Below are 23,194 nucleotides of genomic sequence, written 5' to 3'. Positions count from 1 at the left end.
CCCGTCCTCCTTTGGTATGACGCCGTCCCCTAGGCCGGGCAAGGGTGCGGGCGGAGCAAGGGTCAGGGGCCGGGCAGTCGACTTTCCGCCTTTCCCGCATGTGCCCCCCCGGGCCCGCCCGCCGCGCCGGGCATGTGCCGACGGCCTGTTACGTGCGCTGACGCCCCCTCAGGCGCCCATAAAATAAGACAACATCAGCCAGGCGTTCCGCTGTCCGGGGGAACCGTCCGGATAGGCTCTGACCCGCGAATTGCGGAGCCGCGCACCTTGCCCGGATGGTGGAATGCAGACACGGCGAGCTTAAACCTCGCTGCCCCTCGGGGCGTGCCGGTTCGAGTCCGGCTCCGGGCACGTCACGGTCTCAGAAAGATCCTCCCCTGGCACTAGGGTGTTCCTTTTGCTTTCCCATTACTCTTGAGTCAAGGCCACGCAGGGTGGCCATGGAGGAGTGAGATGAGGAGCAGCAACCCGGTCTTCTCGCGACGGGGCTTCAGCCGCGACAACGGCACCGCGGGCTTCACCGCGGCACCGCAGGCCGGGGGCCCCGCCGTCGGTACGGCGCAGGGCAACCCGTACGCCCAGGGCGCCCCCGCGAACCCGTACGCGACGAACCCTTACGCGACGAACCCCTACGCCCAGCAGGACACGCAGTACGGCGCCCCGCAGGCGCCCGCCCGCGGCAACGTCATGACGATGGACGACGTCGTCGCGCGGACGGGCATCACGCTCGGCCTCGTGATCGCCGGCGCCACCGTCGCATGGGTGATGAACCTCGGCATCGGCCTGGCCGTCGGCGCCGCTCTCGTGGCGATGGTGCTCGGGCTGGTCCAGTCCTTCAAGCGCAAGCCCGTCCCGGCGCTGATCCTGGCGTACGCGGCCTTCGAGGGCATCTTCCTCGGCGCCCTCAGCAACCTGGTGAACACATGGGTGTCGCCGGGCGCGCCGATGCAGGCGGTGCTGGGCACGATGGCGGTCTTCGTCACCATGCTCGTCCTGTACAAGACCCGGATCATCCGGGTCACCCAGCGCTTCACGCGCTACCTGATGATCGCCGCGATCAGCTTCATGGTCCTGACCGCCGTGAACCTGCTGTTCATGGTGTTCGGCGGCGGTGACGGCCTCGGCTTCCGCAGCGGCGCCATGGGCATCGTCTTCGGTGTCGTCGGTGTGCTGCTCGGTGCCTTCTTCCTCGCCCTGGACTTCAAGCAGGTCGAGGACGGGGTCGCCTACGGCGCTCCGCGCGAGGAGTCCTGGATGGCGGCCTTCGGCCTCACCATGACCCTGGTGTGGATCTACCTGGAGATGCTGCGGCTGGTCTCCATCCTCAGCGGCAACGACTAGGCGCCCCGGCGGACCGGGAGCTGCTGACAGCCACTGAGAACCGCCGAGGACCGAGAAAGGGCCCGTCCGGCATCCGTCCGGCGGGCCCTTCCCCATGCGCTCCTCATGTGCGCCCGGGCCCGGTCGCTAGAGCAGTCGCCGGGCGGCGCGCCTCAGGTCGTGCTCGTGGATGATCGCTTTGGCGTGACCGTAGGCGAGATCGTGTTCGCTCCGGAGCCAGCTCACCTTCTCCTCGAAACGGAAGAGGGCGGGGCCGTCGTCCACGGTGCGGAGCCAGTCGGAGACTTCACGACCGGTGCAGTGGGGGATGCGGGACAGCAGGTTGCGGTGGGTCTCTTCGGAGAAGACGTGGGACATTCGGCGCCTCCGGACGCTTCGCGCGAGTGCTCCTTCCCGTCACCGTGCCCGAGTGCCCGCCCGTTGGCAACAGCCCCGGGGAGGCGCGTAGGGTCGCGGCGTGCTCGATACAACACCCCTGACGGCCGCCGTGGACCGATTCGCAGACCGGCTGCGTGCCGCCCCGCAGAGCCGCCTGCAGCGCGGCGCCGCCGCCGAAGGTCTCGCCCTGGCCAGGGAATTGGCCCTGCGGGCGCAGCGGATCGAGGAGCCGGGACGGGAGCCGCGGATCATGCCGGACGCGGGCGCGTTCGCGGTGGCCGACCAGCTCGCGGTGGCCGGTCATGACCTGGCGTGCGCGCTGGAACGCGGAACGGCCCCGTCCGCCCGGGCCGGGCTGGACGAGGCCGTGCGTCTGGTGGGAGCCGCCGCGTCGCGGGCGCAGGTCTGATCTGACTGGTTCCGACCGGTCCTGACCGGCCGGCCGACCGCTCAGACCGACGCGATGACGCGGTCGGCGAGGATGTAGACGCTCTCCTCGCCGCAGGAGAAGGTCAGCGCGTACGCACCGGAGACCCCGGAGCCGCCCAGCAGGACCGGCGACTCGCCGGCGCGCAGCGACTCGGCGAGACGCTCGGCGGTCTCGCGGTGGCCGGGGGTCATGCAGAGCGTCGTACCGTCCGTGAAGACGTAGACGTCGAGGGTGCCGAGCGGTCCCGGGCGTACGTCGGTGAGCGCGGTACGGGCGGCCGCGAGCTCTTCCAGGCGGGCCACGGTGCGCTCGTGGTCGGTCACGACCGGAGACTGCACCGGCACGAAGTCCGGGTGCGAGGGGTGGCGGCGGCGGGCGGCGGCCAGCTCGGGGGAGTCCTCGGGGAACGCGTCGGCCGGCTCCAGGTCGTCCAGCCCGTCGATGCCGTCGATGCCCTCGATGCAGCCGAGGGGATCCAGGGCGTCGGCCCGGTCGGCCCGGTCGAGGGATTCGAGCGCCTCGTACGCGTCGAACGCCTCCAGGCCCGTGAAGTCCGCCTGGCGCGGGACGAAGAACGGAGGTGTCTCGTCGCCCAGGCCGGCCAGGCCGCCCAGCAGCGACGGGGCGTCGGCGGCGTCCCGGGCCTCCTGCGCGGCCCAGAAGGCGCGCGCCTCGGCGAGCTCGCGCTCGCGCTCCTCTGCGAGGGCCTCGGCCACGGCCGTCCGTATCCCGTCGGCCTCCGCGGAACGGGGCTGCTGGGGGACGGCGGCCCCGGAGCGGCCGAACGCGGCGGCCGCTGTCAGCTCGGTACGCAGAGCGGCGACCTGCTTGCGCAGTCCGTGGACTGCGTGCAGGGCAGCGGCGCCCACAGCCGTGGCGACGGCCGTGGTCAGCAGCAGGGCAAGAGGCATGGCGCTCACTGACTTACTCCCGGTTTCATCGATCCCCCGACTTCCTACATCAGCTTGAGGTGAGTGCGCGCCGCCTGTCAGTGCATTACGTCACGAAATGGACAGATCTTTCTGGCGGGCATTCGGCCTGCAACCGTCCTTGACCTGGGGATATGCCTCTCCCCCAGGAGATAGATCACATCCTGGGGGAGATTGGGTTACGAACCGGGAGCGGCCAGGGCCCCGGACGGGGTCAGCTGAGGCGCTCGATGACCATGGCCATGCCCTGGCCGCCGCCCACGCACATCGTCTCCAGGCCGAACTGCTTGTCGTGGAACTGGAGGCTGTTGATCAGCGTGCCGGTGATGCGGGCGCCGGTCATGCCGAAGGGGTGGCCGACGGCGATGGCGCCGCCGTTGACGTTGAGCTTGTCCAGGTCCAGGCCGAGGTCCTGGTAGGACGGGATGACCTGGGCGGCGAAGGCCTCGTTGATCTCGGCGAGGTCGATGTCGCCGATGGTCAGCCCGGCGCGCTGGAGCGCCTGCCTGCTGGCCTCGACCGGGCCGTACCCCATGATCTCGGGCGAGAGGCCGGAGACGCCGGTCGAGACGATCCGCGCCAGCGGGGTCAGGCCCAGCTCACGGGCCTTGGTGTCGCTCATGATGACGAGGGCGGCGGCGCCGTCGTTGAGCGGGCAGCAGTTGCCGGCGGTGACGCGGCCGTCGGGGCGGAAGACGGGCTTCAGGCCCTGGACGCCTTCGAGGGTGACGCCGGCGCGCGGGCCGTCGTCCTGCGACACGACGGTCCCGTCGGGGGTCGTGACCGGGGTGATCTCGCGCTCCCAGAAACCGTTCTTGATGGCCTGCTCGGCGAGGTTCTGCGACCGTACGCCGAACTCGTCCATCTCGGCGCGGGAGACGCCCTTGAGGCGGGCGAGGTTCTCGGCGGTCTGGCCCATGGCGATGTACGCGTCGGGGACGAGGCCGTCCTCGCGCGGGTCGTGCCAGTCCGCGCCCTCGCTCTGCGCGACGGCGGCGGTACGGGCCTCCGCCTCGGCGAACAGCGGGTTGTGGGTGTCGGGCATGCCGTCGGAGCTGCCCTTGACGGAACGGGACACCATCTCGACACCGGCGGAGACGAAGACGTCGCCCTCACCGGCCTTGATGGCGTGCAGCGCCATGCGGGAGGTCTGGAGGGAGGAGGAGCAGTACCGGGTGACGGTGCAGCCCGGCAGGTGGTCCATGCCCATCTGTACGGCGACGATGCGGCCCAGGTTGTGCCCCTGCTCGCCGCCGGGGAGACCGCAGCCGAGCATGAGGTCGTCGATGTCGCGCGGGTCGAGCTCGGGCACCTTGGCGAGGGCGGCCTGCACGATGGTGGCGGTCAGGTCGTCGGGCCGCAGGTCCTTCAGGGAGCCCTTGAAGGCGCGGCCGATGGGCGAACGGGCGGTGGAAACGATCACGGCTTCGGGCACGACGGCTCCATGAGGGCGAGAAGGGCGATTGGGCACGGCTGAGTGGGAAGTTACCCGTACGTACGGCTGCGGTCACCGACCTGGTGATGTGATGCGGGCCTCTTTTCTAAGCGCCCGCTCAGTCGGTGGGTTTCCTTCCCCTGCCCGCCCCGCCCCCAAACCGCGGCTCCGCCCCGCTCGGCGCAGCCGCGGAGGGTCACAGCGCGCGGCGGGGCTCCGGCTGGTGGGCCGGTTCCGCGGGGGCGGGGAGGCGCCGGCGGCGGCGGTGCTTGAGGAGGGCCCAGGGGCCCCGGGCGGCCGTGACCTCGGTACCGGCCTCCGCCGCGGCCTCCGCCGCCGCCTTGGCGACCGGCAGCATGTCCTCGTCGCGCGAGGCGTCCAGGCGGTCCGACTCCGGCCACAGCCCGAGCGCCGCGCACAGCGTGGGCAGGACGGCCATCGCCGCGGTCGCGTAGCCCTCCGCCGAGGGGTGGTAGTTGTCCGGGCCGAACAGCTCGCGGGGGTTCGCGAGGAACTCGGGGCCCAGCAGGTCGCCCAGCGACACCGTACGGCCGCCCTGCTCCACCGTGCCGATCGTCTGCGCCGCCGCGAGCTGCCGCGAGACGCGCCGGGCCAGCCACCGCAGCGGTTGGTAGACCGGCTCGATCGTGCCCAGGTCGGGGCAGGTGCCGACGACCACCTCCGCCCCCGCCGTACGCAGGCGCCGCACCGCCGAAGCGAGGTGGCGCACCGACTGCGTGGGCGGCATGCGGTGCGTGACGTCGTTCGCGCCGACCATGATCACGCAGACGTCCGGCTGCCGCTCCCGGTCCGCCAGCGCCACCGTGACCTGGCGCTCCAGGTCGTCGGACCGCGCCCCGGGCTGCGCGACGTTGTGGAGGGCGACCGGGCGCTCCGCCACCGCCGCGAGACCGGACGCGAGCAGCGCCCCCGGTGTGTGCCCGGCCCGGCGCACGCCCTGGCCGGCCGCCGTCGAGTCACCGAGCATGGCGAGCCGCAGCGGGGGATCCATGGGGTATCCGGCCAGGGGCATGCCGTAGAGCCCGTCCGCCAGCGGGGGCACCGGAGCCCGGCCGCCACCCACCGACCGCTTGGCCAGCCGGACCTCGGCGAGGAAGATCCCCACCGCCGCCGCGCCGACCAGACCGATGCCGCCCCCGCCGTACGCAGCCCCGGCGGCGATCCGCCGTGCCACCCTTGCCCTCGACACCGTCGCAGCCACCTCCTCGAAGCCTCCCGCACACTTGCTTACTGCCCGGTAGTGGGCGCTTCTCAATCGCGCCCGGAGGTGAACGCGCCGTCGTCGGCCCTTTACGCTGGGCTGCACCATCACGGAGACCCCGGAGAAAATCGTGCAATTTCACGACTCGATGATCACCCTCGTCGGCAACACCCCGCTCGTGAGGCTGGGCAGCGTGACGGCCGGCATCCAGGCGACAGTCCTGGCCAAGGTCGAGTACTTCAACCCGGGCGGGTCCGTGAAGGACCGGATCGCCCTGCGCATGATCGAGGCGGCGGAGGAGAGCGGCGCCCTCAAGCCCGGCGGCACGATCGTCGAGCCGACGTCCGGCAACACCGGTGTCGGCCTCGCCATCGTGGCCCAGCAGAAGGGCTACAAGTGCATCTTCGTCTGCCCGGACAAGGTCTCCACCGACAAGATCAACGTGCTGCGCGCGTACGGCGCCGAGGTCGTCGTGTGCCCCACGGCCGTCGACCCCGAGCACCCCGACTCGTACTACAACGTCTCCGACCGGCTGGTCGCCGAGACGCCGGGCGCCTGGAAGCCCGACCAGTACAGCAACCCGAACAACCCGCGCTCGCACTACGAGACCACCGGTCCCGAGCTGTGGACGCAGACGGAGGGGAAGATCACCCACTTCGTCACGGGCGTCGGCACCGGCGGCACGATCACCGGGACCGGCCGCTACCTGAAGGAGGTCAGCGGCGGCAAGGTCAAGGTCATCGGCGCGGACCCGGAGGGCTCGGTGTACTCCGGAGGCTCGGGGCGGCCGTACCTCGTCGAGGGCGTCGGTGAGGACTTCTGGCCGTCGGCGTACGACCGGACCGTCACGGACGAGATCGTCGCGGTGTCCGACAAGGACTCGTTCCAGATGACGCGGCGCCTCGCCAAGGAGGAGGGCCTGCTGGTCGGCGGCTCCTGCGGCATGGCGGTGGTCGGCGCGCTGCGGGTGGCGGAGCGACTCGGCCCCGACGACGTCGTGGTCGTCCTGCTGCCGGACAGCGGCCGCGGCTACCTCAGCAAGATCTTCAACGACGAGTGGATGGCGGACTACGGCTTCCTGGAGGAGTCGGGCCCGTCCGCGAGCGTCGGCGACGTCCTGCGGCACAAGGAGGGCGCGATCCCCAAGCTGGTGCACATGCACCCGGAGGAGACCGTCGGCGAGGCGATCGAGGTGCTGCGCGAGTACGGCGTCTCGCAGATGCCGATCGTGAAGCCGGGCGCGGGCCACCCGGACGTCATGGCCGCCGAGGTCATCGGCTCGGTCGTCGAACGCGACCTGCTGAACGCCCTGTTCGCGCAGCACGCGTCCTTGAACGACCCGCTGGACAAGCACATGAGCGCGCCGCTGCCGCAGGTCGGCTCGGGCGAGCCGGTGGAGGACCTGATGGCGGTGCTGGGCGGCAAGGGACAGCACGACGCGGCCATCGTGCTGGTCGAGGGGAAGCCGACGGGTGTGGTGAGCAGGCAGGACCTGCTGGCCTTCCTGGCGAAGCCGCAGGCGCAGGCGTAACCGCGGACGTAACCGCAGGCGTGAGCGCGGACGTGGGCGCATCCGCGGCCGCGGCTTTCCGGGAAGGCGGAAGGCCGCGGTTCGCGAAAGCGGTACGAGCGCGACACGTCCGCGCAGCACCGGCTTAACACGCCTGGGGCACAGTGGTCGTTGTCGGCGTCAAGGACAACCGGAGCGGCTCCCGGACCTCCACGGACGCCTGGACGGGAGGCCGGCCCCGAACCCGGCCCGCGTCCCTCGCGGGGACCGCCGTCGTCCCGCCCTCCGGGCAACCGGGGGTGCGGCGGTCCCCGCGACACTCCCTCTTCCTTCCTCAGTCCTCCCAGGCGGACTTCCCGCGGTCCCCGCGCAGCCGGGGCAGACCGCGCATCGCGTGGACCGCGTTGACGCCGACGATGCCCAGCCAGGCCACCACCAGGCCCTTGAGGCCCTCGTTCGCGACACCGATCGCCGACAGCGGGACGGCGAGGACCAACGAGACCGCGCCGAAGCCGAACCGCTCGCCGAAGCCCGGCCCGCCGCGCGGCGGCTCGGCGGTGCCCCGGGCGGTGGCCGTCCGCTGCTCGGCGAGCCGGCGCCGGACACGGCGGTCGACCGTACTGTCGAGGCGCTGCTCGACCTTCTCCAGGAACGACTCGACCAGCGCGGACTCGTAGTCCTCGCCCAGCTCCTTGCGGGCACGCAAGGTGGCGTCGAGTTCCTTCTTCAGTTCGGGGTCGCGGGCTTCCATGGTGACAACGCTAGGGAGCGGGGCGGCTTGCCGCAGTAGGGCTAACCCCCCTTTCGTGAGGGGAGAAGCCGTCGGTGCGACCTCCTCTTCGATCCGGTGAAAACCCGCACCCGCGCCCGAGCCGCCCCGAGCCCCGGGCGGACAGCCCGCCACTTCCCCCACCGCCGTACATCCGATGAGTGAGCGCCCATCCCGCCGAGCGGTGCCGCACTATTGCCTCAACTGCCCCTGCCCTCCTAGGTTCGGCTCGTCATTCGTCCGAGCTCTTGTGCCGCTACTGCCTGAGGAGTGGGCCCGTTGTCACGGAAGTGCACCCGGAGAACGGCCATGGCCGCGGCCACCGGTCCCGCCCCGCCCTCCGCCTCCCCGGGGACGGCCGGTGGCGCCGCCCCCGTCCCCGCGGCCTCTCCCACCCTCCTTCGGTACGACGAGCCCGCCACCAGCTGGGAGCGCGAAGCGCTGCCCATCGGCAATGGCGCCCTGGGCGCCATGGTCTTCGGCGGTGTGGCACGGGAGCGGTTGCAGCTCAACGAGAAGTCCCTGTGGACCGGCGGCCCCGGCAGCGCGGAGGGCTACGACCACGGCGACTGGCCCGCGCCGCGCCCCGGGGCCCTCGCCGCCGTGCGGAGGATCATCGACGAGAAGGGGGCGATGGATCCCGACGAGGTGTCCCGGCGGCTCGGCAACCCGGCGTACGCGACCGGCGGCACGATCCCCGGCTTCGGCGACTACCAGAACTTCGGCGACCTCTTCCTCGACGTGCCCGGCGCTCCGGCCCCGCCCGCCGGCTACCGCCGCGGCCTCGACATCGCCGACGCCGTCGCCACGGTCTCGTACGGCGACGGGGAGACCCGCTTCACCCGCGAGTACTTCGCCAGCCGTCCCGGCGGCGTCGTCGTCGGGCGGATCTCCGCCGACCGGCCCGGAAAGGTCTCCTTCACGCTGGGTTTCAGGAGCGCGCAGACCCGGGCCTCGGTGACGGCGAAGGACGGCCGGCTGCTCGTCCGCGGCGCGCTCGCCGACAACGGGCTGACGTACGAGGGGCAGGTACGGGTCCTCACCACCGGCGGGAAGCGGACCGACGGCGACGACGGACGGATCACCGTCACCGGCGCGGACAGCGCCATGTTCGTGTTCTGCGCCGGGACGGACCACGCCACCACCCCTCCGGACTACCGGGGCGAGGACCCGCACGCCCGCGTCACGGCCGTCGTCGACCGGGCCGCCGGGCAGCCGTACGGCGAGCTGCGGCGGGCCCATGTGGCCGACCACCGGGCGCTGTTCGACCGGGTGCGGCTGGACATCGGGCAGGGCGCGCCCCCCGATGTACCGACCGACCAGCTGCTCGGCTCCTACACGGGCGACGACGCGTCACCCGCCGACCGCGCGCTGGAGGCGCTCTTCTTCGCGTACGGGCGGTACCTGCTCATCGCGTCGTCGCGGCCCGGTTCGCTCCCCGCCAACCTCCAAGGCGTGTGGAACCACTCCAACACCCCGCCCTGGAACGGGGACTACCACACCAACATCAACCTCCAGATGAACTACTGGCCGGCCGAGCCGGCGAACCTCGCGGAGACCGCCCGGCCGTACCACGCGTTCATCGAGGACCTGCGGGCGCCGGGGCGCAGGACCGCCCGGTCGATGTTCGGCACGGAAGGCTGGGTGGTGCACCAGAACACCAACGCGTTCGGCCACACCGGCGTACACGACTGGCCCACCTCCTTCTGGATGCCGGAGGCCAACGGCTGGCTGGTCCAGCAGCTGTACGAGCACTACCTCTTCGGCCGGGACGAGGACTTCCTGCGGGAGACGGCCTATCCCGCGATGAAGGAGGCGGTCCGGTTCTGGCTGGCGAACCTGCACGCCGACCCGCGCGACGGCAAGCTGGTCGTCTCGCCCGGCTACTCGCCCGAGCAGGGCGACTTCACGGCAGGTCCCGCCCTCTCCCAGCAGATCGTGCACGACCTGCTCACGAACACCGCCGAGGCGAGCGAAGTCCTGGGCGTCGACGCCGGGTTCCGCGCGGAGGTCAGGGACGCGCTCGACGGCCTCGACCCCGGGCTGCGCATCGGTTCGTGGGGCCAGCTCCAGGAGTGGAAGGCCGACCTCGACAGCCGCACCAACACCCACCGGCACGTCTCCCACCTCTTCGCGCTGCACCCGGGGCGCCGGATCGAGGCCGGTTCGGCGTACGCCGACGCGGCGCGCGTGTCGCTCACGGCGCGCGGGGACGGCGGCACCGGCTGGTCGAAGGCATGGAAGATCAACTTCTGGGCACGGCTGCGCGACGGCGACCACGCCGCCAGGATGCTCGCCGGACAGCTGAAGTCCTCCACCCTGCCGAACCTCTGGGACACCCACCCGCCGTTCCAGATCGACGGCAACTTCGGGGCCACGGCCGGCATCGCGGAGATGCTGCTCCAGAGCCACGAGCGCGACACGGGCGCGGACACGGGTGCAGACATAGGTGCGGGCGCGGACGCAGGTGCGGGCGCGGGCACTGTCGTCGACGTACTGCCCGCGCTGCCCTCCGTCTGGGCCGCACGCGGGTCGTACGACGGCCTGCGCGCCCGGGGCGACTTCACCGTCGGCGTGGACTGGCGGCGGGGCGCGGCCACGGAGATCCGGATCACCTCGGGCAGCGGGGTGACCGCGAGGCTGCGCAGTCCGCTCCTCGCGGGCCCGTTCCGTGTCGTACGGGACGATGCGGAGGACGGGGAGCCCGCCGGCCACACGGTGGACGACGGCGTGCTCACCCTGCCCACCCGGGCCGGCGGGCACTACCGGATCGTCGCCCGGCCGGCCGGCTGACGGGAGTCGCGCGGTGACGGCCGCGAAGGCCGCGATGCCCGTCGTGTCGCCGGGGACGGGGTGCGTGGGGCCGGCCGGGCGGATCCGTCGCCGGCGCCCGCGCGACACCGACCCGCTGCCGCTGCCGCTGCCGCTGCCACCGGCCGCCGGAGAGCGGGTGCGGGTGGTGCCGGCCGGCGTCGGCGGTGAGGCCGACGGTCTCCAGCAGCTCCGAGGCCCCGGCCCGCGCCTTCCTCCGCCCCAGCCCCCGCCCCAGGAGCGGCGGGACGGTGGCGTTCCGGAGGGTGCCCGAGGCCGGGGCGACCGTGCGGCTGGTCATGTGAGGCGCTCGTGCGCTGCGCCACATGTGATCACCGGTCGTCCCTTGCCGGGGCTGCATACAATCATGCAGAGTTCTATATGACTGAATAGGCTGCAATGCTCCGAGGTGGATCACTGGTGGCGGCCGACCGGTGGGCGGGGTGAGCTGTCCGGAAAGGGCGGGGTGCACGAATGAAGTCGTCCCACAGGGTGGTCGTCCTGGGCGGGCGGAGCCTCCCCGTCGCCGATGCCGTACGGCTCACCCGCGCCGTGGCGCGGCCGGCGCCCGGTAGCGAAGCGATGAAGCGCGTCGGGGAGGCCTGGCACGCCGCCCGCGGACTCGCCGCATCCGGTCGTGCCTACGGCCGCTCCACCGGAGCCGGCGCCCACCGGTCCGAGGTTGTGGCCCACCGCTCCGAGGCCGTGGCCCACCGCGGCAGGCGCCGGCCACGGCCTGCGTCTGCCGCGCGGCCGCGCCGGTGCGATCGGTTCCACGCTGCTCGCCCGCGAGGCCCGCGCGGTGCCCGCCGTCCGCGCCGACCAGCTGCTCGCGGACGGAGCGGGGCCGTGGCCCACCGTCGTGAGCGCCCTGCGCGAGGCGCCGGAGCCGGGCGCCTGCCCCGTCGTCGAGTACGGCCCGGTCGGTACGGGTGACATCACCGCCCTCTCGCAGGTGGACCTCGCCCCCGCCTCGCTCGGCCATGCCGTACGCTCCCGGGGCGTCGAGGAGCAGGCCGGTCCCGCCGCGCTCGCCGCCCGTCGGGCGCCGCGCGCGGGTGACGCGTCCGGTCATGTCGCCGGCCGTGAACCCGGCGCGTCCGTACGGGCGTTGCGCCGGTGCGACCCGCGCTTCGACCCGGCGCTCCCGGTCGGCCGCGCCCCTTCGCGCTCGCGGACGCCGCGCTCCATTCCGGACACGTGGAGCGCCCGCTCACCGATGATGTGACTGCGGCGGCCGCGCTGCTCGACCGGCTCACGGATCCCTGGATTCACGGGCCTCCGATTCACCGACCTTCGATTCACCGACCTCCGAGGGGGATGGCATGAGCGACAGCCCTGCCGCACGACTGCAGCAGCTCTTCGACGGGCACCGGCTCACGCCGACCCAGCGGCGCATCGCGCACTGCATGGTGCGCAAGGCCGCCGACGTGCCGTTCCTGTCGAGCGTCGAGCTCGCCGAACTGGCCGGGGTCAGCCAGCCCTCGGTCACCCGCTTCGCGGTCGCGCTCGGCTTCGACGGCTACCCGGCACTGCGCAAGCATCTGCGCGAGGTCGCGCCCGCCGAGTCCGTGCGGGGAGAGGACCACTACAACGAGTACCAGCAGGCCGTCCAGGCCGAGATCGAGAACCTCCAGCACCTCGCCGAGCTGCTCACCGACCCCCGCCCGGTCGAGGAGGCGGGCCGGATCCTCGCCGCCTCCCGCCCGCTGCCCGTCCTCGGGCTGCGGGCCGCTTCCTCGCAGGCCCGCGGTTTCGCGTACTTCGCCGCGAAGGTCCACCCGGACGTACGGCTGCTCGACGAGGGCGGCACGATGCTCGGGGACCGCATCGACGGGGCTCGCCGGGCGGGCGCGAGCGCGCTGCTGTGCTTCGCGCTGCCGCGCCATCCGCGCGAGGTCGTGGACGCGCTGGCGTACGCGCGCGAACAGGGCCTGACGGTGGTGACGGTCGCCGACTCCGCCTTCGCGCCCGTGGCCGCCCACAGCGACCTGCTGATCCCGGCGGCGGTCGGCACGGGCCTCGCCTTCGACACGGCGTGCGCGCCGATGCTGCTGGGGCGGGTGCTGCTGGAGGCGATGTGCGACGGCCTGCCGGACGCGCAGGCGCGGCTGGAGGAGTTCGACGCGAAGGCGGCGGCGCGGGGCCTGTTCGTCGAGTGACCGGCGGCCCCCGGTCCGCCCCCGCGCGCCGTGTCCTCCTGTGTCCTTCCGTGGCATCGGCGGTTTTTCAGACGGTACTCAGAATCGGGCGCTACCCTCCCCGACTGGAAACAGTCGAAGCCGGCAAGGAGGGGCGGTCGTGGGGCGCGGAGAACAGGCACAGTCGTTGGCGCGGGTGGCGGTGGTCGTACGGGCCGGGGCGGCGCCGCTGTGGTGGCTCGGACTGGCGGCCGCCGGGACCGGAGCACTGGTACCCGGTCTGACCGGGCGCAGGGCCGGGCTCCTGGCGGGGGCCGCGCTCTTCGTGGCCGCCGCCGCGACCACCCTGCTCGCGCGCCGGGGCCGTTACGCCGCTCTGGCCTCGGCGGCCACCCGCGCCGCCCGCCGCGACTTCCTCCAGGACCGGTCCGTGACGGCGCGGGCCTGGCGCCGCGGCCGCCGCTGGTGGCTGGCGGCCGCCTTCCTCGCCGCCGTGGGCACCTCGTTCGCCGTTCCGGGCGCGGGCGGACTGCTGATGGCGGGCGCGGGCGCCGGACTGTGGCTGAAGGCGGTGTGGATCGGCGCCGGGGAGCGCCGCGAGGAGGCCCTGCTGTGGGTACGTACCGACCGGCTCGGCGGCGGACCCGCCGGCAAGCGGGTCGCGGCGTACCGCACCACCGGGATCGCGGCGGGCGATGCCGCGCCGGGCGGCGCGCGGCGACGCCCGGCGTCCGCGGCGGTGCTCACAGCTCCAGCTCGGCCTCGATCCTCCTGAGCTGGTGGCGGGCCATCGCGAGGTTGGCCCGCGCCTTGTCCAGCGCCAGGTAGAGGAACAGGCCGTTCGTGCCGCGCCCCTTCAGGAGCCGGATCAGGTGGTACTGGCCGCCGAGGGTGATCAGGATGTCCTCGATCTCGTCCTTGAGGCCCAGGTGCTCCATGGTGCGGACCTTGGCGCGCACCACATCGGTGTTGCCCGCGGCGGCCACCGTCAGGTCGAGGTCCTTGCCGCCCCCGAGGGTGCCCAGCGCCATGCCGCTGGTGTAGTCGACCAGGGCGACACCCAGGGTGCCCTCGATGCCGGTCATCGCTTCCTTGAGCACGGTTTCGGTGTTGGCCATGAGCGTCGCACTTCCTTTTCGTCCGATGGTTCGTCCGGTGGTGTTCCTGGCTGCTGCTGTCGTGCGCTTCGGTGCGGTCATGCGTTCTCCCGGGCCCGGGCGCCGTCGACCAGTGCGCCGATGCGGACACTGGCCCGGCGCGCCTCCAGATGGAGCCGGCCCACGTTGACGCGCGGTTCGGCGAGGAGCGTGAGGACGGCGGAGGTCCCCGCCGCGTAGGTGGCCACGTAGCCGTCGTCGCCGCGCACGAGCAGTTCGCGGAAGGCGCCCTGCCCGGTCGCGTCCGCCAGCCGCACCGCGACACCGAGCGCCGCCGCGGTGAGCGCCGCCACCCCCTCGGCCTCCACGGCCGGGGTGTCCTGAGCCAGTACGAGGCCGTCGACGCTCGCCGCCAGGGACCCGGTCAGCTGAGGGACCCTGGCTCTCAACTGCCGCAGTTCGTCGAGGACTTCCGGCTCGGCCGCCATCAGCATTCTCCTTTCGGCGCGTTGTCTCAGGGCGCGCCTCATGACGCGGTGGCGAGGGCCGCGCCGACGGTCCGGGGAATCACAGACTTGCCTCCAGGGCGTCGCGGAGCCGGCGCAACAGGGCGGTGTCCGGGTCGTCGGTGGTCTGCAGGGCCAGCGCGACCCGGGCGGGCACGGGAGGCGGGGGCGCCGGGGTGTCGCGGGGCGTGGCGACCGTCCCCGCCGCCGCGAGCCTGCGTACGTCGACCAGCGTGTGGAAGGCCGGCCGGCCCAGGGCCCGGGCGATGTCCCCCGGGGTGCGTTCGCCGTCCGCCAGGTCGAGGACGGCGCGCTGCCTGCGGGTGACCGGCCGCCCCGACGGTCCGCTGCGGCGTACGACGGGGGCGGTGTCGGTGTCCGGGTACGGCCAGAGCCGGTCCAGCAGCCGTCTGCGCCGCCGCGACTCCCGCTCGACCGCCGTGGCGGAGACCGGGCGTATGCGGCCCAGCCAGTGGGCCGCCCCGTAACGGAACCGCGTCGGGCCGCTGCCGGGGGCGAGGGCGAAGAAGGCGGCGTCGAACAGCGCGCTCAGATGGCAGAGTTCCAGCTCGCCGCCGGTCAGCCGGCCGCTGTCGACGAGGAAGCGCCCGACCCGGCCGCGGGCGCCCGCCCGGTCGACGGCCTCCTGCCAGTCCGCGGCGGGCAGCCGCCCGGACGAGGTCAGCAGTACGTCGATGCCGGGCGCCGCCGGGCTCTCGGCGTGCACGATCCGCCCCTCGTCGAGGTAGAGGGTCCCGTGGTCCCGCAGCAGGGCGCCGGTGGCGCGCTCGGCGGCCAGCCGCACGAGCATCGGGGACACGGTCCCGGTCCCGGCCCCGGTCCCGGCCTCAGCCCCGGACCCCGCCCCGGTCATGCCAGGACCAACTGCTCGGCGAGGCCGCGCAGGCGTAATCGGGCCAGGGCCAGATTGCCTTCCTCGCGGTCGAGCCACAGGTGCAGGAAGACGCTGCTGTCGAAGGCGGTCTCGACGAAACGCAGCAGGTGGTAGCCGTTCGGCGTGGTGACGATGACGTCCTCGACGGGAAGCCCCTGCGGGGAGAACGCCCGGTGCTCGGCGGCCATCCGGGCCAGTTCCGCGGTCTCCGCCGCGGTGGCCTCGTGGTCGCCGTTGGGCGACTGCCCTTCCGTACCGAGCGCGAGCCCGCTCGTCCAGTCCACCAGGGAGGCTCCGAGGGCGCCGGGCAGGGCCATCGCCGAGAGCAGACATTCGTCGATCCCGGGCATGCGGAACCCCCCTTCCGGCGTGGCACACGGATACGGTCTGCCGGACACACGTTCCGTGGCAGTGGTGAGGAGGTTACGTAAAGGGAGGTGTGCCGGCATGTGGTTCCGGCATTTTCCCCGCGCACATGCCAGCTAGCTTTCGCCTCGTGCCCTCATTACTGCTCTATTGATCGCCCAGAGACCGATTCCGATCAGAAGGAGGACACCTGCGCGAATGTAGACGTCCGCCGGCCGGTCGGCCAGCGGACTGGCGAGGAGGATCGCGGTGATCGCGCCGAGCACCGGCAGGATCGTCGGCGTACGGAAGTGGGGGTGCGCCACCCGGTCCTTGCGCAGCACCAGCACGGCCACGTTGACGACGGCGAAGACGCACAGCAGGAGGAACGCGGTGGTGTCGCCGAGCCCCTCGATCTCGCCCGTCGACACCAGGCCGATCGCCAGCAGCGAGACGAAGACGATGCCGACGACGGGCGTACGGCGACGGGACAGGACGCGGCCCATGGCGCGCGGCAGGATGCGCTCGTTGGCCATTCCGTAGCAGAGCCGCGAGGCCATCATGATGTTGATCAGCGCGGAGTTCGTCACGGCGAACAGCGCGATCAGTGCGAAGAGTCTGGGCGGGAAGTCGATCCCGCCCGCCTTCACGACCTCCAGCAGCGGCCCGCTCGATCTCTCCAGCGTCGTGTGGTCGACGAGCAGCGAGGAGACCAGCGCGACCAGGACGTAGACGGTGCCGGTGACCGCGACACCGATGAAGATCGCCTTCGGGAAGGTGCGCTGCGGGTCCTTCGTCTCCTCCGCCATGTTGACGGAGTCCTCGAAGCCGACGAAGGCGAAGAAGCCGAGCGCGGTGGCGCCGAGCACACTGGTCAGCAGGGCGTAACCGGTGCCGGACGCCTGGAACTCGCCGAGCCGCGCGGGCTCGCCGCCGCCCGAGAACACGGCGTACACGCCGATTGCGAGGATGATCGCCAGGCCGGTCAGCTCGACGAGCGTCAGCACCACGTTCGTCTTCACCGACTCCGAGACGCCGCGCAGATTGAGCGCCGCGAGCGCCACGAGGAACAGGATCGCGACGAGCGTCGGCGGCACGGCGTCCGTGAACTCCGCCAGGTAGTCGCCGCTGAAGGCGCGGGCGGCCGCGCTCGCGGACGACAGGCCCGAGCACATCACCATGAAGGCGACGATGAAGGTGAGGAAGGGGACTTTGAAGGCCTTCTGGGTGTAGAGCGCGGCGCCGGCTGCCTTCGGGTACTTGCCGACGAGTTCGACGTACGAAGCCGCGGTCAGGAGCGCGACGACGAAGCCGATCGCGAACGGCAGCCACAGCGCGCCGCCGACCTTCCCCGCCACCTTTCCCGTGGTGGCGTAGATCCCGGTGCCCAGGATGTCGCCGATCACGAACAGGATCAGCAGCTTGGGTCCGAGCGCGCGCTTGAGCGGTGTCTCGTCGACAACTGGTGCGGCGGATGCGCCGGGTATGGCGCCGGGTGCGGACAAGGGAACCTCCCCCGAGATGGACTGGGAATGTTCTGCCCGGCGCGGCCGGTGTGATGCGTGTGGTGCGACGCGTACCGTCCGGGCGGCACGCGCGGCCAAGACCTCAGAAGTCCAGGAGCGCGTCCGCGTGTTCCCCGCCCGACTCGGCGACGATCTCGTCGAAGGTCTGCGGCGGCCGTACGACGCCGAACCGGACCCCGCCGGCGGTGGCGGTGAAGCCGTGGATCCCGGCCCTGCCGAGGCTGTTGTAGCCGTAGTGCGCGGTCATGCAGTACGCCCCGGTGTCCAGCACCGCCGCGTAGTCGCCCTGTTCCAGGAGCGGCAGCGGCCGGTTCTCGGCGAGCAGGTCGCCCGCGAAGCACGCGGGGCCCGCGACGTCCTGCGCGACGGTCGGGCCCGGCTTGGGCCGGCCCTCCGCGTCGTACGCGGCGATGCGCAGCGGCCAGGACTCCGGAGCGTACACGGTCCGCGTCGCGATCTGGACGCCCGCGTGGGTGACGGCGATCGGCCGGCCGCCGGAGGTCTTCGCGTACTCGACGCGGGCGAGGACCGTGCCGTGCTTGGCGAGCAGGGAGCGGCCGAACTCGGTGACCAGGCCGTAGCGCCCGTCGAGCAGGCCGGGGACGTGCCGCTTGAGGAGGCGGGCGTAGTCGGCGTACGTCGGGGTCCCGGTGTCGGAGGCGAAGTCGACGGGGAGGCCGCCGCCGATGTCGACGGTGTCGATCTGCCGGCGGCCCGCCGCCGCGTTGACCTCCTCGGCGAGTTCGTACGCCGCCGCCACGCCCCGGACCATCAGCTCCAGTGGCAGGCCCTGCGAACCGGAGTGCGTGTGCAGCCGGGTCATCCAGGGCCGGTCGAGGTAGGCGCGTACGACCCCTTCGCGGGCGCCGGGGTCCCGCAGCGCCACGCCGAACTTCGAGGTGGCGGTGGCGGTGGAGAGCGCGCCGATGGAGCCGCCGCCGATCTGCGGGTTGACGCGCAGGCCGACGGGGGACGCGGGAGAGGCGGAGGGGGCGGGGGCCGCCGACTTCACCAGCGCGTCGATGCGCGTCAGCTCCTGGAGGTTGTCGGCGTTGACCGCGACGCCCAGGGCGAGGGCTTCGCGCAGCTCGGCTCCGGTCTTGGCGGGGGAGTCGAGGACGGTGTCCGCCGGGCGCACACCGGCGGCGCGGGCCAGGGCCAGCTCGCCGGGGCTCGCGACTTCGGCGCCGATGCCCCCGTGCGCGTACAGCAGCCGCAGGACGGGGACCAGCGGCGTCGCCTTGACGGCGAAGGCGTGCAGGACCGGGGTGCCGGGCGGGGTGACCTCGTCGAACGCGGCGCGCAGGGCGGCGGCCGAGGCCCGGATGCCGGTGATGTCGAGGAGACCGGCGAGCGGGGTGCCGGGTCCGACGACCCCCTGCTCGACGGCGGCGCGTACGGCCCGCTCGCGCCGCTCGGGCGCACTCATGTCCGAAGGCATGTGTTCCAGCCAACCACCGGCTCCGGCCACGCGCAGGCGGCCGGATGTATTGACTAGTTCTATTCACCTCGCCAGGATGTGAATAGACGACGATGCAGTCACTTGCGAGGAGGCACCCCATGTCAGGACCCCGCCCCGTACGGGCACCGCGCGGTACGGAGCTGAGCGCCCTGGGATGGCAGCAGGAGGCCGCCCTGCGCATGCTCCAGAACAACCTCGACCCCGAGGTCGCCGAGCACCCCGACAAGCTCGTCGTCTACGGCGGCACGGGCAGGGCGGCGCGGGACTGGCGCTCGTTCGACGCCATGGTGCGCACCCTGAGGACCCTGAAGCAGGACGAGACGATGCTCGTCCAGTCCGGGCGCCCGGTCGGCGTCATGCAGACCCACGAGTGGGCGCCGCGCGTGCTCATCGCCAACTCCAACCTGGTCGGCGACTGGGCGAACTGGGAGGAGTTCCGCCGCCTGGAGGCGCTCGGCCTGACCATGTACGGCCAGATGACGGCCGGGTCGTGGATCTACATCGGCACCCAGGGCATCCTCCAGGGCACGTACGAGACCTTCGCGGCCGTGGCGGCGAAGAAGTTCAACAACACCCTGGCCGGGACCATCACCCTCACCGCCGGCCTCGGCGGCATGGGCGGCGCCCAGCCCCTCGCCGTGACCATGAACGACGGCGTCGCCCTCTGCGTCGACGTCGACCCGCGCGCCATCGAACGCCGCATCCAGCACCGCTACCTCGACGTCAGGGCCGACAGCCTGGAGCACGCCCTCCAGCTCGCCGTCGAGGCCCGCGACGCCCGCAGGCCGCTGTCCATCGGCCTCCTCGGCAACGCGGCCGAGCTGCTGCCGCGCATGCTGGCCGAGGGCGCGCCGATCGACATCGTGACCGACCAGACGAGCGCCCACGACCCGCTCGCGTACCTGCCCATCGGCGTCGACTTCGACGACATGGCGTCGTACGCCGCCGAGAAGCCCGCCGACTTCACGCTGCGCGCCCGCGAGTCCATGGCCAAGCACGTCGAGGCGATGGTCGGCTTCATGGACGCCGGCGCCGAGGTCTTCGACTACGGCAACTCGATCCGCGGCGAGGCCCAGCTGGCCGGCTACTCCCGCGCCTTCGACTTCCCCGGCTTCGTCCCGGCGTACATCCGCCCGCTCTTCTGCGAGGGCAGGGGCCCCTTCCGCTGGGCGGCCCTGTCCGGCGAGGCGTCGGACATCCACAAGACGGACAAGGCGCTGCTCGACCTCTTCCCGGAGAACGAATCCCTGCACCGCTGGATCACGATGGCCGGCGAGCGCGTCCACTTCCAGGGCCTGCCGGCCCGCATCTGCTGGCTGGGCCAGGGCGAGCGCGACAAGGCGGGCGCCCTGTTCAACGACATGGTCGCCGACGGCACCCTCGCCGCCCCCCTCGCGATCGGCCGCGACCACCTCGACTGCGGCTCCGTCGCCTCGCCCTACCGCGAGACCGAGGCCATGCTCGACGGCTCCGACGCGATCGCCGACTGGCCGCTGCTCAACGCCATGGTCAACGTCGCCTCCGGCGCCTCCTGGGTCTCCATCCACCACGGCGGCGGCGTCGGCATGGGCCGCTCGATCCACGCGGGCCAGGTCTCGGTGGCGGACGGCACGAAGCTCGCGGGCGAGAAGATCCGCCGCGTCCTGACGAACGACCCGGGCATGGGCGTCATCCGGCACGTGGACGCGGGCTACGACATCGCGGAGAAGACGGCGGACGAGCAGGGCGTACGCGTCCCGATGCGGGAGGGCGAGTGAGCTCCGTGGCGCCCGCCGACGGCCCGCCGCACCCCTCCGCCGCCGGCTCCGCCTCCACCGCCGCCTCGTTCCACGAGATGTGGGCGGACCTGTCGCCGGTCGGCCGCGACGACGACTCCGGCGGCTACCGCCGCTACGCCTGGACGGCGGCGGACACCGACTGCCGCGCCTGGTTCAGGGCCCAGGCCGAGTCCCGCGGCCTGATCTACGAGGTGGACCGCAACGGCAACCAGTGGGCCTGGCAGGGCGATCCCCTCGCCGGGGACGCGGTCGTCACCGGTTCGCACCTCGACTCGGTCCCGGACGGCGGCGCGTTCGACGGCCCGCTCGGTGTCGTGTCCTCCTTCGCCGCGCTCGACGAACTCCGCCGCAGGGGAGCGGAGTTCACCAAGCCGGTGGCCGTCACCAACTTCGGTGACGAGGAGGGCGCCCGCTTCGGCCTGGCCTGCGTGGGCTCCCGCCTGGCGGCCGGCCGGCTGACGGCCGCCGAGGCCCACGAACTCCGGGACGCGGACGGCGTCAGCCTCCCCCGGGCGATGGAGGCGGCGGGCTGCGACCCCTCCGCCATCGGCCCGGACCCGGAACGCCTGGCCCGTATCGGCGCGTTCGTCGAGCTGCACGTGGAACAGGGGCGCGCGCTGGACGTTTCCGGTGACCCCGTCGGCATCGCGTCCGCCATCTGGCCGCACGGCCGCTGGCGGTTCGACTTCCACGGCGAGGCCAACCACGCGGGCACCACCCGCCTGGAGGACCGCCGCGACCCTATGCTGACGTACGCCGAGACGGTCGTCGCCGCCCGCCGCGAAGCGCGGCTCGCCGGGGCCCTCGCCACCTTCGCGAAGATCGCCGTCGAGCCGAACGGCGTCAACGCGATCCCGTCGCTGGTCCGCGGCTGGCTCGACTCGCGCGCCGCTGACCAGGAGACTCTCGACCGGGTCATCGCCGGCATCGAGCAGGCGGCGCACGAGAGCGCCACTCGCTGGGGCATCGACCTGCGCATCGCGCGGGAGTCGTTCACTCCGGTGGTGGAGTTCGAGCACGCCCTGCGCGACGAACTCGCGAAGCTCCTCGGCGGCGGCATCCCCGTCCTCGGTACGGGCGCGGGACACGACGCGGGTATTTTGTCCGCTTCGGTGCCGACCGCCATGCTGTTCGTACGGAACCCCACGGGCATCTCGCACTCCCCGGCCGAGTACGCCGCCGAGGACGACTGCGTCGCGGGGGTCATCGCACTCGCCGACGTACTGGAGGGGCTCGCGTGCACGTGACCTACTGGCTGGAGCACGCCTGGCTCGACGCCTTCGTCGAACCGGGCGTGGCCCTGACCGTGTCCACCGGTGGCTCCGCCACGGGCGCCGACGGCCGGATCACGGCGGTCCGCAAGGACGTCCCGGCCCCGCCGCCCGGTGCCGTGGTCCTGCGGGGCCTGACCCTCCCCGGCCTCGCCAACGCCCACTCGCACGCCTTCCACCGGGCGCTGCGGTCCACGGTGCAGGTGGGCTCGGGCACGTTCTGGACCTGGCGGGAGGTGATGTACCGCGTCGCCTCCCGCCTCACCCCGCAGACGTACTTCGACCTCGCCCGGGCCGTGTACGCCGAGATGGCGCTGGCCGGGATCAGCGCGGTGGGGGAGTTCCACTACCTCCACCACGCGCCGGGCGGCACTCCGTACTCCGACCCCAACGCCATGGGCGAGGCCCTGATCGCGGCCGCCGCCGAGGCCGGCATCCGCATCACCCTCCTCGACACGGCGTACCTGGCGTCGGGCTTCGGTACGCCGCCGAACCGCCCGCAGCAGCGCTTCTCCGACGGCACGGCCGACGCCTGGGCGGAGCGCGCGTCGCTGCTCAAGGACCGCGACCACGCGCGGATCGGCGCGGCCGTCCACTCGGTGCGCGCGGTCCCCGCCGGCCAGCTGGCGACGGTGGCGGCCTGGGCGCGGGCCCGCGAGGCCCCGCTGCACGTCCACCTCTCGGAGCAGACCGCCGAGAACGACGCGTGCCTGGCCGCGCACGGCTGCACCCCGACCCGGCTGCTCGCGGACCACGGGGTTCTCGGCCCCCGCACCACGGGCATCCACAACACGCACCTGACGAACGAGGACATCGCCCTCATCGGCGGAACCTCCACGGGTACGTGCATGTGCCCCACGACGGAACGCGACCTGGCCGACGGCATCGGCCCGGCGTCCCGCCTCCAGCGGGCGGGCTCGCCCCTCTCCCTCGGCAGCGACAGCCACGCGGTGATCGACCTCCTGGAGGAGGCCCGCGCGATGGAGCTGAACGAACGCCTCAGCTCGCGCACCCGCGGCCACTGGACGGCGGCGGCCCTGCTCCGGGCCGCGTCGGTGGACGGCCACGCGGCGCTGGGCTGGCCGGACGCGGGCACGATCGAGCCGGGCGCCCTGGCCGACCTCACGACCATCGCCCTCGACTCGGTCAGGACGGCGGGCCCACTGCCGCGCCTGGGTGCCGAGACGGCGGTGTTCGCGGCCTCGGCCTGCGACGTGCGCCACACGATCGTGGCAGGTCGTCACATCGTGAAGGACGGCGCCCACACCCTGATTCCCGACATCCCCCGGGCCCTGGCCGAGGCGATCGCCGCCGTCTACGGATAACGGGGCAAGCCCCGGACCCCGGA

Annotated in this window: 21 protein-coding genes, 1 tRNA gene and 1 pseudogene; 11 read left to right on the top strand and 12 right to left on the bottom strand. The window is 72.8% G+C overall.

The window, feature by feature from the left end; all coding sequences use genetic code 11:
* Window positions 1-269: 269 nt before the first annotated feature.
* A tRNA-Leu gene (locus ABD374_RS18775) sits at window positions 270-351 on the top strand.
* Between the two features lie 102 nt (window positions 352-453).
* Window positions 454-1,341: a Bax inhibitor-1/YccA family protein gene (locus ABD374_RS18770; RefSeq protein ID WP_344496663.1), complete on the top strand. Its 888-nt coding sequence runs from the start codon at window positions 454-456 to the stop codon at window positions 1,339-1,341.
* Between the two features lie 126 nt (window positions 1,342-1,467).
* On the opposite strand, the gene ABD374_RS18765 is transcribed toward ABD374_RS18770, so the two are convergent.
* Complete coding sequence (locus ABD374_RS18765) at window positions 1,468-1,698, bottom strand: DUF4287 domain-containing protein (RefSeq protein WP_344496662.1); 231 nt, start codon at window positions 1,696-1,698, stop codon at window positions 1,468-1,470.
* A 100-nt stretch (window positions 1,699-1,798) separates the two neighbouring features.
* Between ABD374_RS18765 and ABD374_RS18760 the strand changes: the two genes are divergently transcribed.
* Window positions 1,799-2,128: a hypothetical protein gene (locus tag ABD374_RS18760; RefSeq protein ID WP_344496660.1), complete on the top strand. Its 330-nt coding sequence runs from the start codon at window positions 1,799-1,801 to the stop codon at window positions 2,126-2,128.
* A 41-nt stretch (window positions 2,129-2,169) separates the two neighbouring features.
* On the opposite strand, the gene ABD374_RS18755 is transcribed toward ABD374_RS18760, so the two are convergent.
* From ABD374_RS18755 to ABD374_RS18745, 3 genes are all read right to left on the bottom strand, one after another.
* Window positions 2,170-3,060: a hypothetical protein gene (locus ABD374_RS18755; RefSeq protein WP_344496930.1), complete on the bottom strand. Its 891-nt coding sequence runs from the start codon at window positions 3,058-3,060 to the stop codon at window positions 2,170-2,172.
* A 232-nt stretch (window positions 3,061-3,292) separates the two neighbouring features.
* Window positions 3,293-4,513, bottom strand: a complete 1,221-nt coding sequence (locus ABD374_RS18750; RefSeq protein WP_344496658.1) for an acetyl-CoA C-acetyltransferase — start codon at window positions 4,511-4,513, stop codon at window positions 3,293-3,295.
* Window positions 4,514-4,709: 196 nt separating this feature from the next.
* Window positions 4,710-5,708, bottom strand: coding sequence for an SGNH/GDSL hydrolase family protein (locus ABD374_RS18745; protein ID WP_344496929.1), 999 nt, complete (start codon window positions 5,706-5,708; stop codon window positions 4,710-4,712).
* Window positions 5,709-5,865: 157 nt separating this feature from the next.
* Between ABD374_RS18745 and ABD374_RS18740 the strand changes: the two genes are divergently transcribed.
* The gene (locus tag ABD374_RS18740) at window positions 5,866-7,266 is read left to right on the top strand and encodes a cystathionine beta-synthase (RefSeq protein ID WP_344496656.1); all 1,401 of its coding nucleotides are present in this window, start codon (window positions 5,866-5,868) and stop codon (window positions 7,264-7,266) included.
* Between the two features lie 313 nt (window positions 7,267-7,579).
* Here the strand turns inward: ABD374_RS18740 and ABD374_RS18735 are convergent, their stop codons facing one another.
* Window positions 7,580-7,996 carry a hypothetical protein gene (locus ABD374_RS18735; protein WP_344496654.1) on the bottom strand — a complete coding sequence of 139 codons (417 nt, stop codon included), beginning with the start codon at window positions 7,994-7,996 and terminating at the stop codon, window positions 7,580-7,582.
* Window positions 7,997-8,323: 327 nt separating this feature from the next.
* Between ABD374_RS18735 and ABD374_RS18730 the strand changes: the two genes are divergently transcribed.
* On the top strand, window positions 8,324-10,807 hold the full coding sequence (locus ABD374_RS18730; protein ID WP_344496652.1) for a glycoside hydrolase family 95 protein: 2,484 nt from the start codon (window positions 8,324-8,326) through the stop codon (window positions 10,805-10,807).
* 76 nt (window positions 10,808-10,883) lie between these two features.
* Here ABD374_RS18730 and ABD374_RS18725 read toward each other — a convergent pair.
* Window positions 10,884-11,081 (bottom strand): annotated as a pseudogene (locus ABD374_RS18725) (hypothetical protein); the annotation flags it as partial.
* Window positions 11,082-11,507: 426 nt separating this feature from the next.
* Here ABD374_RS18725 and ABD374_RS18720 point away from each other — a divergent pair.
* The 3 genes from ABD374_RS18720 to ABD374_RS18710 all read left to right on the top strand — a co-directional run bounded on the left by ABD374_RS18720 (window position 11,508) and on the right by ABD374_RS18710 (window position 13,741).
* Window positions 11,508-12,053, top strand: a complete 546-nt coding sequence (locus tag ABD374_RS18720) for an aromatic amino acid lyase (RefSeq protein WP_344496650.1) — start codon at window positions 11,508-11,510, stop codon at window positions 12,051-12,053.
* A gap of 97 nt (window positions 12,054-12,150) precedes the next feature.
* Entirely contained in the window at window positions 12,151-12,987 is an 837-nt protein-coding gene (locus ABD374_RS18715) for a MurR/RpiR family transcriptional regulator (protein ID WP_344496648.1), read from the top strand.
* A gap of 139 nt (window positions 12,988-13,126) precedes the next feature.
* A complete protein-coding gene (locus tag ABD374_RS18710; RefSeq protein WP_344496646.1) occupies window positions 13,127-13,741 on the top strand; it encodes a hypothetical protein in 615 nt (204 codons plus the stop codon).
* Here ABD374_RS18710 and ABD374_RS18705 read toward each other — a convergent pair.
* From ABD374_RS18705 to ABD374_RS18680, 6 genes are all read right to left on the bottom strand, one after another.
* Complete coding sequence (locus tag ABD374_RS18705; RefSeq protein WP_344496644.1) at window positions 13,710-14,084, bottom strand: hypothetical protein; 375 nt, start codon at window positions 14,082-14,084, stop codon at window positions 13,710-13,712. The genes ABD374_RS18710 and ABD374_RS18705 overlap by 32 nt on opposite strands.
* 77 nt (window positions 14,085-14,161) lie before the next feature.
* The gene (locus tag ABD374_RS18700; RefSeq protein WP_344496642.1) at window positions 14,162-14,593 is read right to left on the bottom strand and encodes a roadblock/LC7 domain-containing protein; all 432 of its coding nucleotides are present in this window, start codon (window positions 14,591-14,593) and stop codon (window positions 14,162-14,164) included.
* A gap of 37 nt (window positions 14,594-14,630) precedes the next feature.
* Window positions 14,631-15,380: a transcriptional regulator gene (locus ABD374_RS18695; RefSeq protein ID WP_344496928.1), complete on the bottom strand. Its 750-nt coding sequence runs from the start codon at window positions 15,378-15,380 to the stop codon at window positions 14,631-14,633.
* Window positions 15,381-15,439: 59 nt separating this feature from the next.
* On the bottom strand, window positions 15,440-15,814 hold the full coding sequence (locus ABD374_RS18690) for a hypothetical protein (RefSeq protein ID WP_344496640.1): 375 nt from the start codon (window positions 15,812-15,814) through the stop codon (window positions 15,440-15,442).
* A 132-nt stretch (window positions 15,815-15,946) separates the two neighbouring features.
* The gene (locus ABD374_RS18685; RefSeq protein WP_344496638.1) at window positions 15,947-17,314 is read right to left on the bottom strand and encodes an APC family permease; all 1,368 of its coding nucleotides are present in this window, start codon (window positions 17,312-17,314) and stop codon (window positions 15,947-15,949) included.
* 103 nt (window positions 17,315-17,417) lie between these two features.
* Complete coding sequence (locus ABD374_RS18680; protein ID WP_344496636.1) at window positions 17,418-18,764, bottom strand: type III PLP-dependent enzyme domain-containing protein; 1,347 nt, start codon at window positions 18,762-18,764, stop codon at window positions 17,418-17,420.
* 131 nt (window positions 18,765-18,895) lie between these two features.
* Here ABD374_RS18680 and hutU point away from each other — a divergent pair, with 131 nt between their 5' ends.
* The 3 genes from hutU (at window position 18,896) to ABD374_RS18665 (ending at window position 23,171) form a co-directional block, all read left to right on the top strand.
* On the top strand, window positions 18,896-20,554 hold the full coding sequence (gene hutU, locus ABD374_RS18675) for a urocanate hydratase (protein WP_344496634.1): 1,659 nt from the start codon (window positions 18,896-18,898) through the stop codon (window positions 20,552-20,554).
* A 77-nt stretch (window positions 20,555-20,631) separates the two neighbouring features.
* Window positions 20,632-21,822, top strand: coding sequence for an allantoate amidohydrolase (locus ABD374_RS18670; protein ID WP_344496927.1), 1,191 nt, complete (start codon window positions 20,632-20,634; stop codon window positions 21,820-21,822).
* Complete coding sequence (locus ABD374_RS18665; RefSeq protein ID WP_344496632.1) at window positions 21,813-23,171, top strand: formimidoylglutamate deiminase; 1,359 nt, start codon at window positions 21,813-21,815, stop codon at window positions 23,169-23,171. The genes ABD374_RS18670 and ABD374_RS18665 overlap by 10 nt, the downstream gene beginning before the upstream one ends.
* The last annotated feature ends 23 nt before the right edge of the window (window positions 23,172-23,194 follow it).

It is taken from the genome of Streptomyces enissocaesilis (assembly GCF_039533765.1).
GTDB lineage: Bacteria > Actinomycetota > Actinomycetes > Streptomycetales > Streptomycetaceae > Streptomyces > Streptomyces enissocaesilis.
The sequence above is the reverse complement of the archived record's forward strand: the minus strand, read 5'-3'. Positions and strand labels throughout refer to the sequence as shown.

What these genes read in the sequence shown, in the direction of transcription:
- ABD374_RS18715 (WP_344496648.1), top strand. Translation starts at nt 12,151, where the DNA reads ATGAGCGACAGCCCTGCCGCACGACTGCAGCAGCTCTTCGACGGGCAC.
- ABD374_RS18680 (WP_344496636.1), bottom strand. Translation starts at nt 18,764, where the DNA reads ATGAGTGCGCCCGAGCGGCGCGAGCGGGCCGTACGCGCCGCCGTCGAG.
- ABD374_RS18770 (WP_344496663.1), top strand. Translation starts at nt 454, where the DNA reads ATGAGGAGCAGCAACCCGGTCTTCTCGCGACGGGGCTTCAGCCGCGAC.
- ABD374_RS18670 (WP_344496927.1), top strand. Translation starts at nt 20,632, where the DNA reads ATGTGGGCGGACCTGTCGCCGGTCGGCCGCGACGACGACTCCGGCGGC.
- ABD374_RS18730 (WP_344496652.1), top strand. Translation starts at nt 8,324, where the DNA reads ATGGCCGCGGCCACCGGTCCCGCCCCGCCCTCCGCCTCCCCGGGGACG.
- ABD374_RS18690 (WP_344496640.1), bottom strand. Translation starts at nt 15,814, where the DNA reads ATGCCCGGGATCGACGAATGTCTGCTCTCGGCGATGGCCCTGCCCGGC.
- ABD374_RS18700 (WP_344496642.1), bottom strand. Translation starts at nt 14,593, where the DNA reads ATGAGGCGCGCCCTGAGACAACGCGCCGAAAGGAGAATGCTGATGGCG.
- ABD374_RS18705 (WP_344496644.1), bottom strand. Translation starts at nt 14,084, where the DNA reads ATGGCCAACACCGAAACCGTGCTCAAGGAAGCGATGACCGGCATCGAG.
- hutU (WP_344496634.1), top strand. Translation starts at nt 18,896, where the DNA reads ATGTCAGGACCCCGCCCCGTACGGGCACCGCGCGGTACGGAGCTGAGC.
- ABD374_RS18695 (WP_344496928.1), bottom strand. Translation starts at nt 15,380, where the DNA reads ATGCTCGTGCGGCTGGCCGCCGAGCGCGCCACCGGCGCCCTGCTGCGG.
- ABD374_RS18755 (WP_344496930.1), bottom strand. Translation starts at nt 3,060, where the DNA reads ATGCCTCTTGCCCTGCTGCTGACCACGGCCGTCGCCACGGCTGTGGGC.
- ABD374_RS18765 (WP_344496662.1), bottom strand. Translation starts at nt 1,698, where the DNA reads ATGTCCCACGTCTTCTCCGAAGAGACCCACCGCAACCTGCTGTCCCGC.
- ABD374_RS18735 (WP_344496654.1), bottom strand. Translation starts at nt 7,996, where the DNA reads ATGGAAGCCCGCGACCCCGAACTGAAGAAGGAACTCGACGCCACCTTG.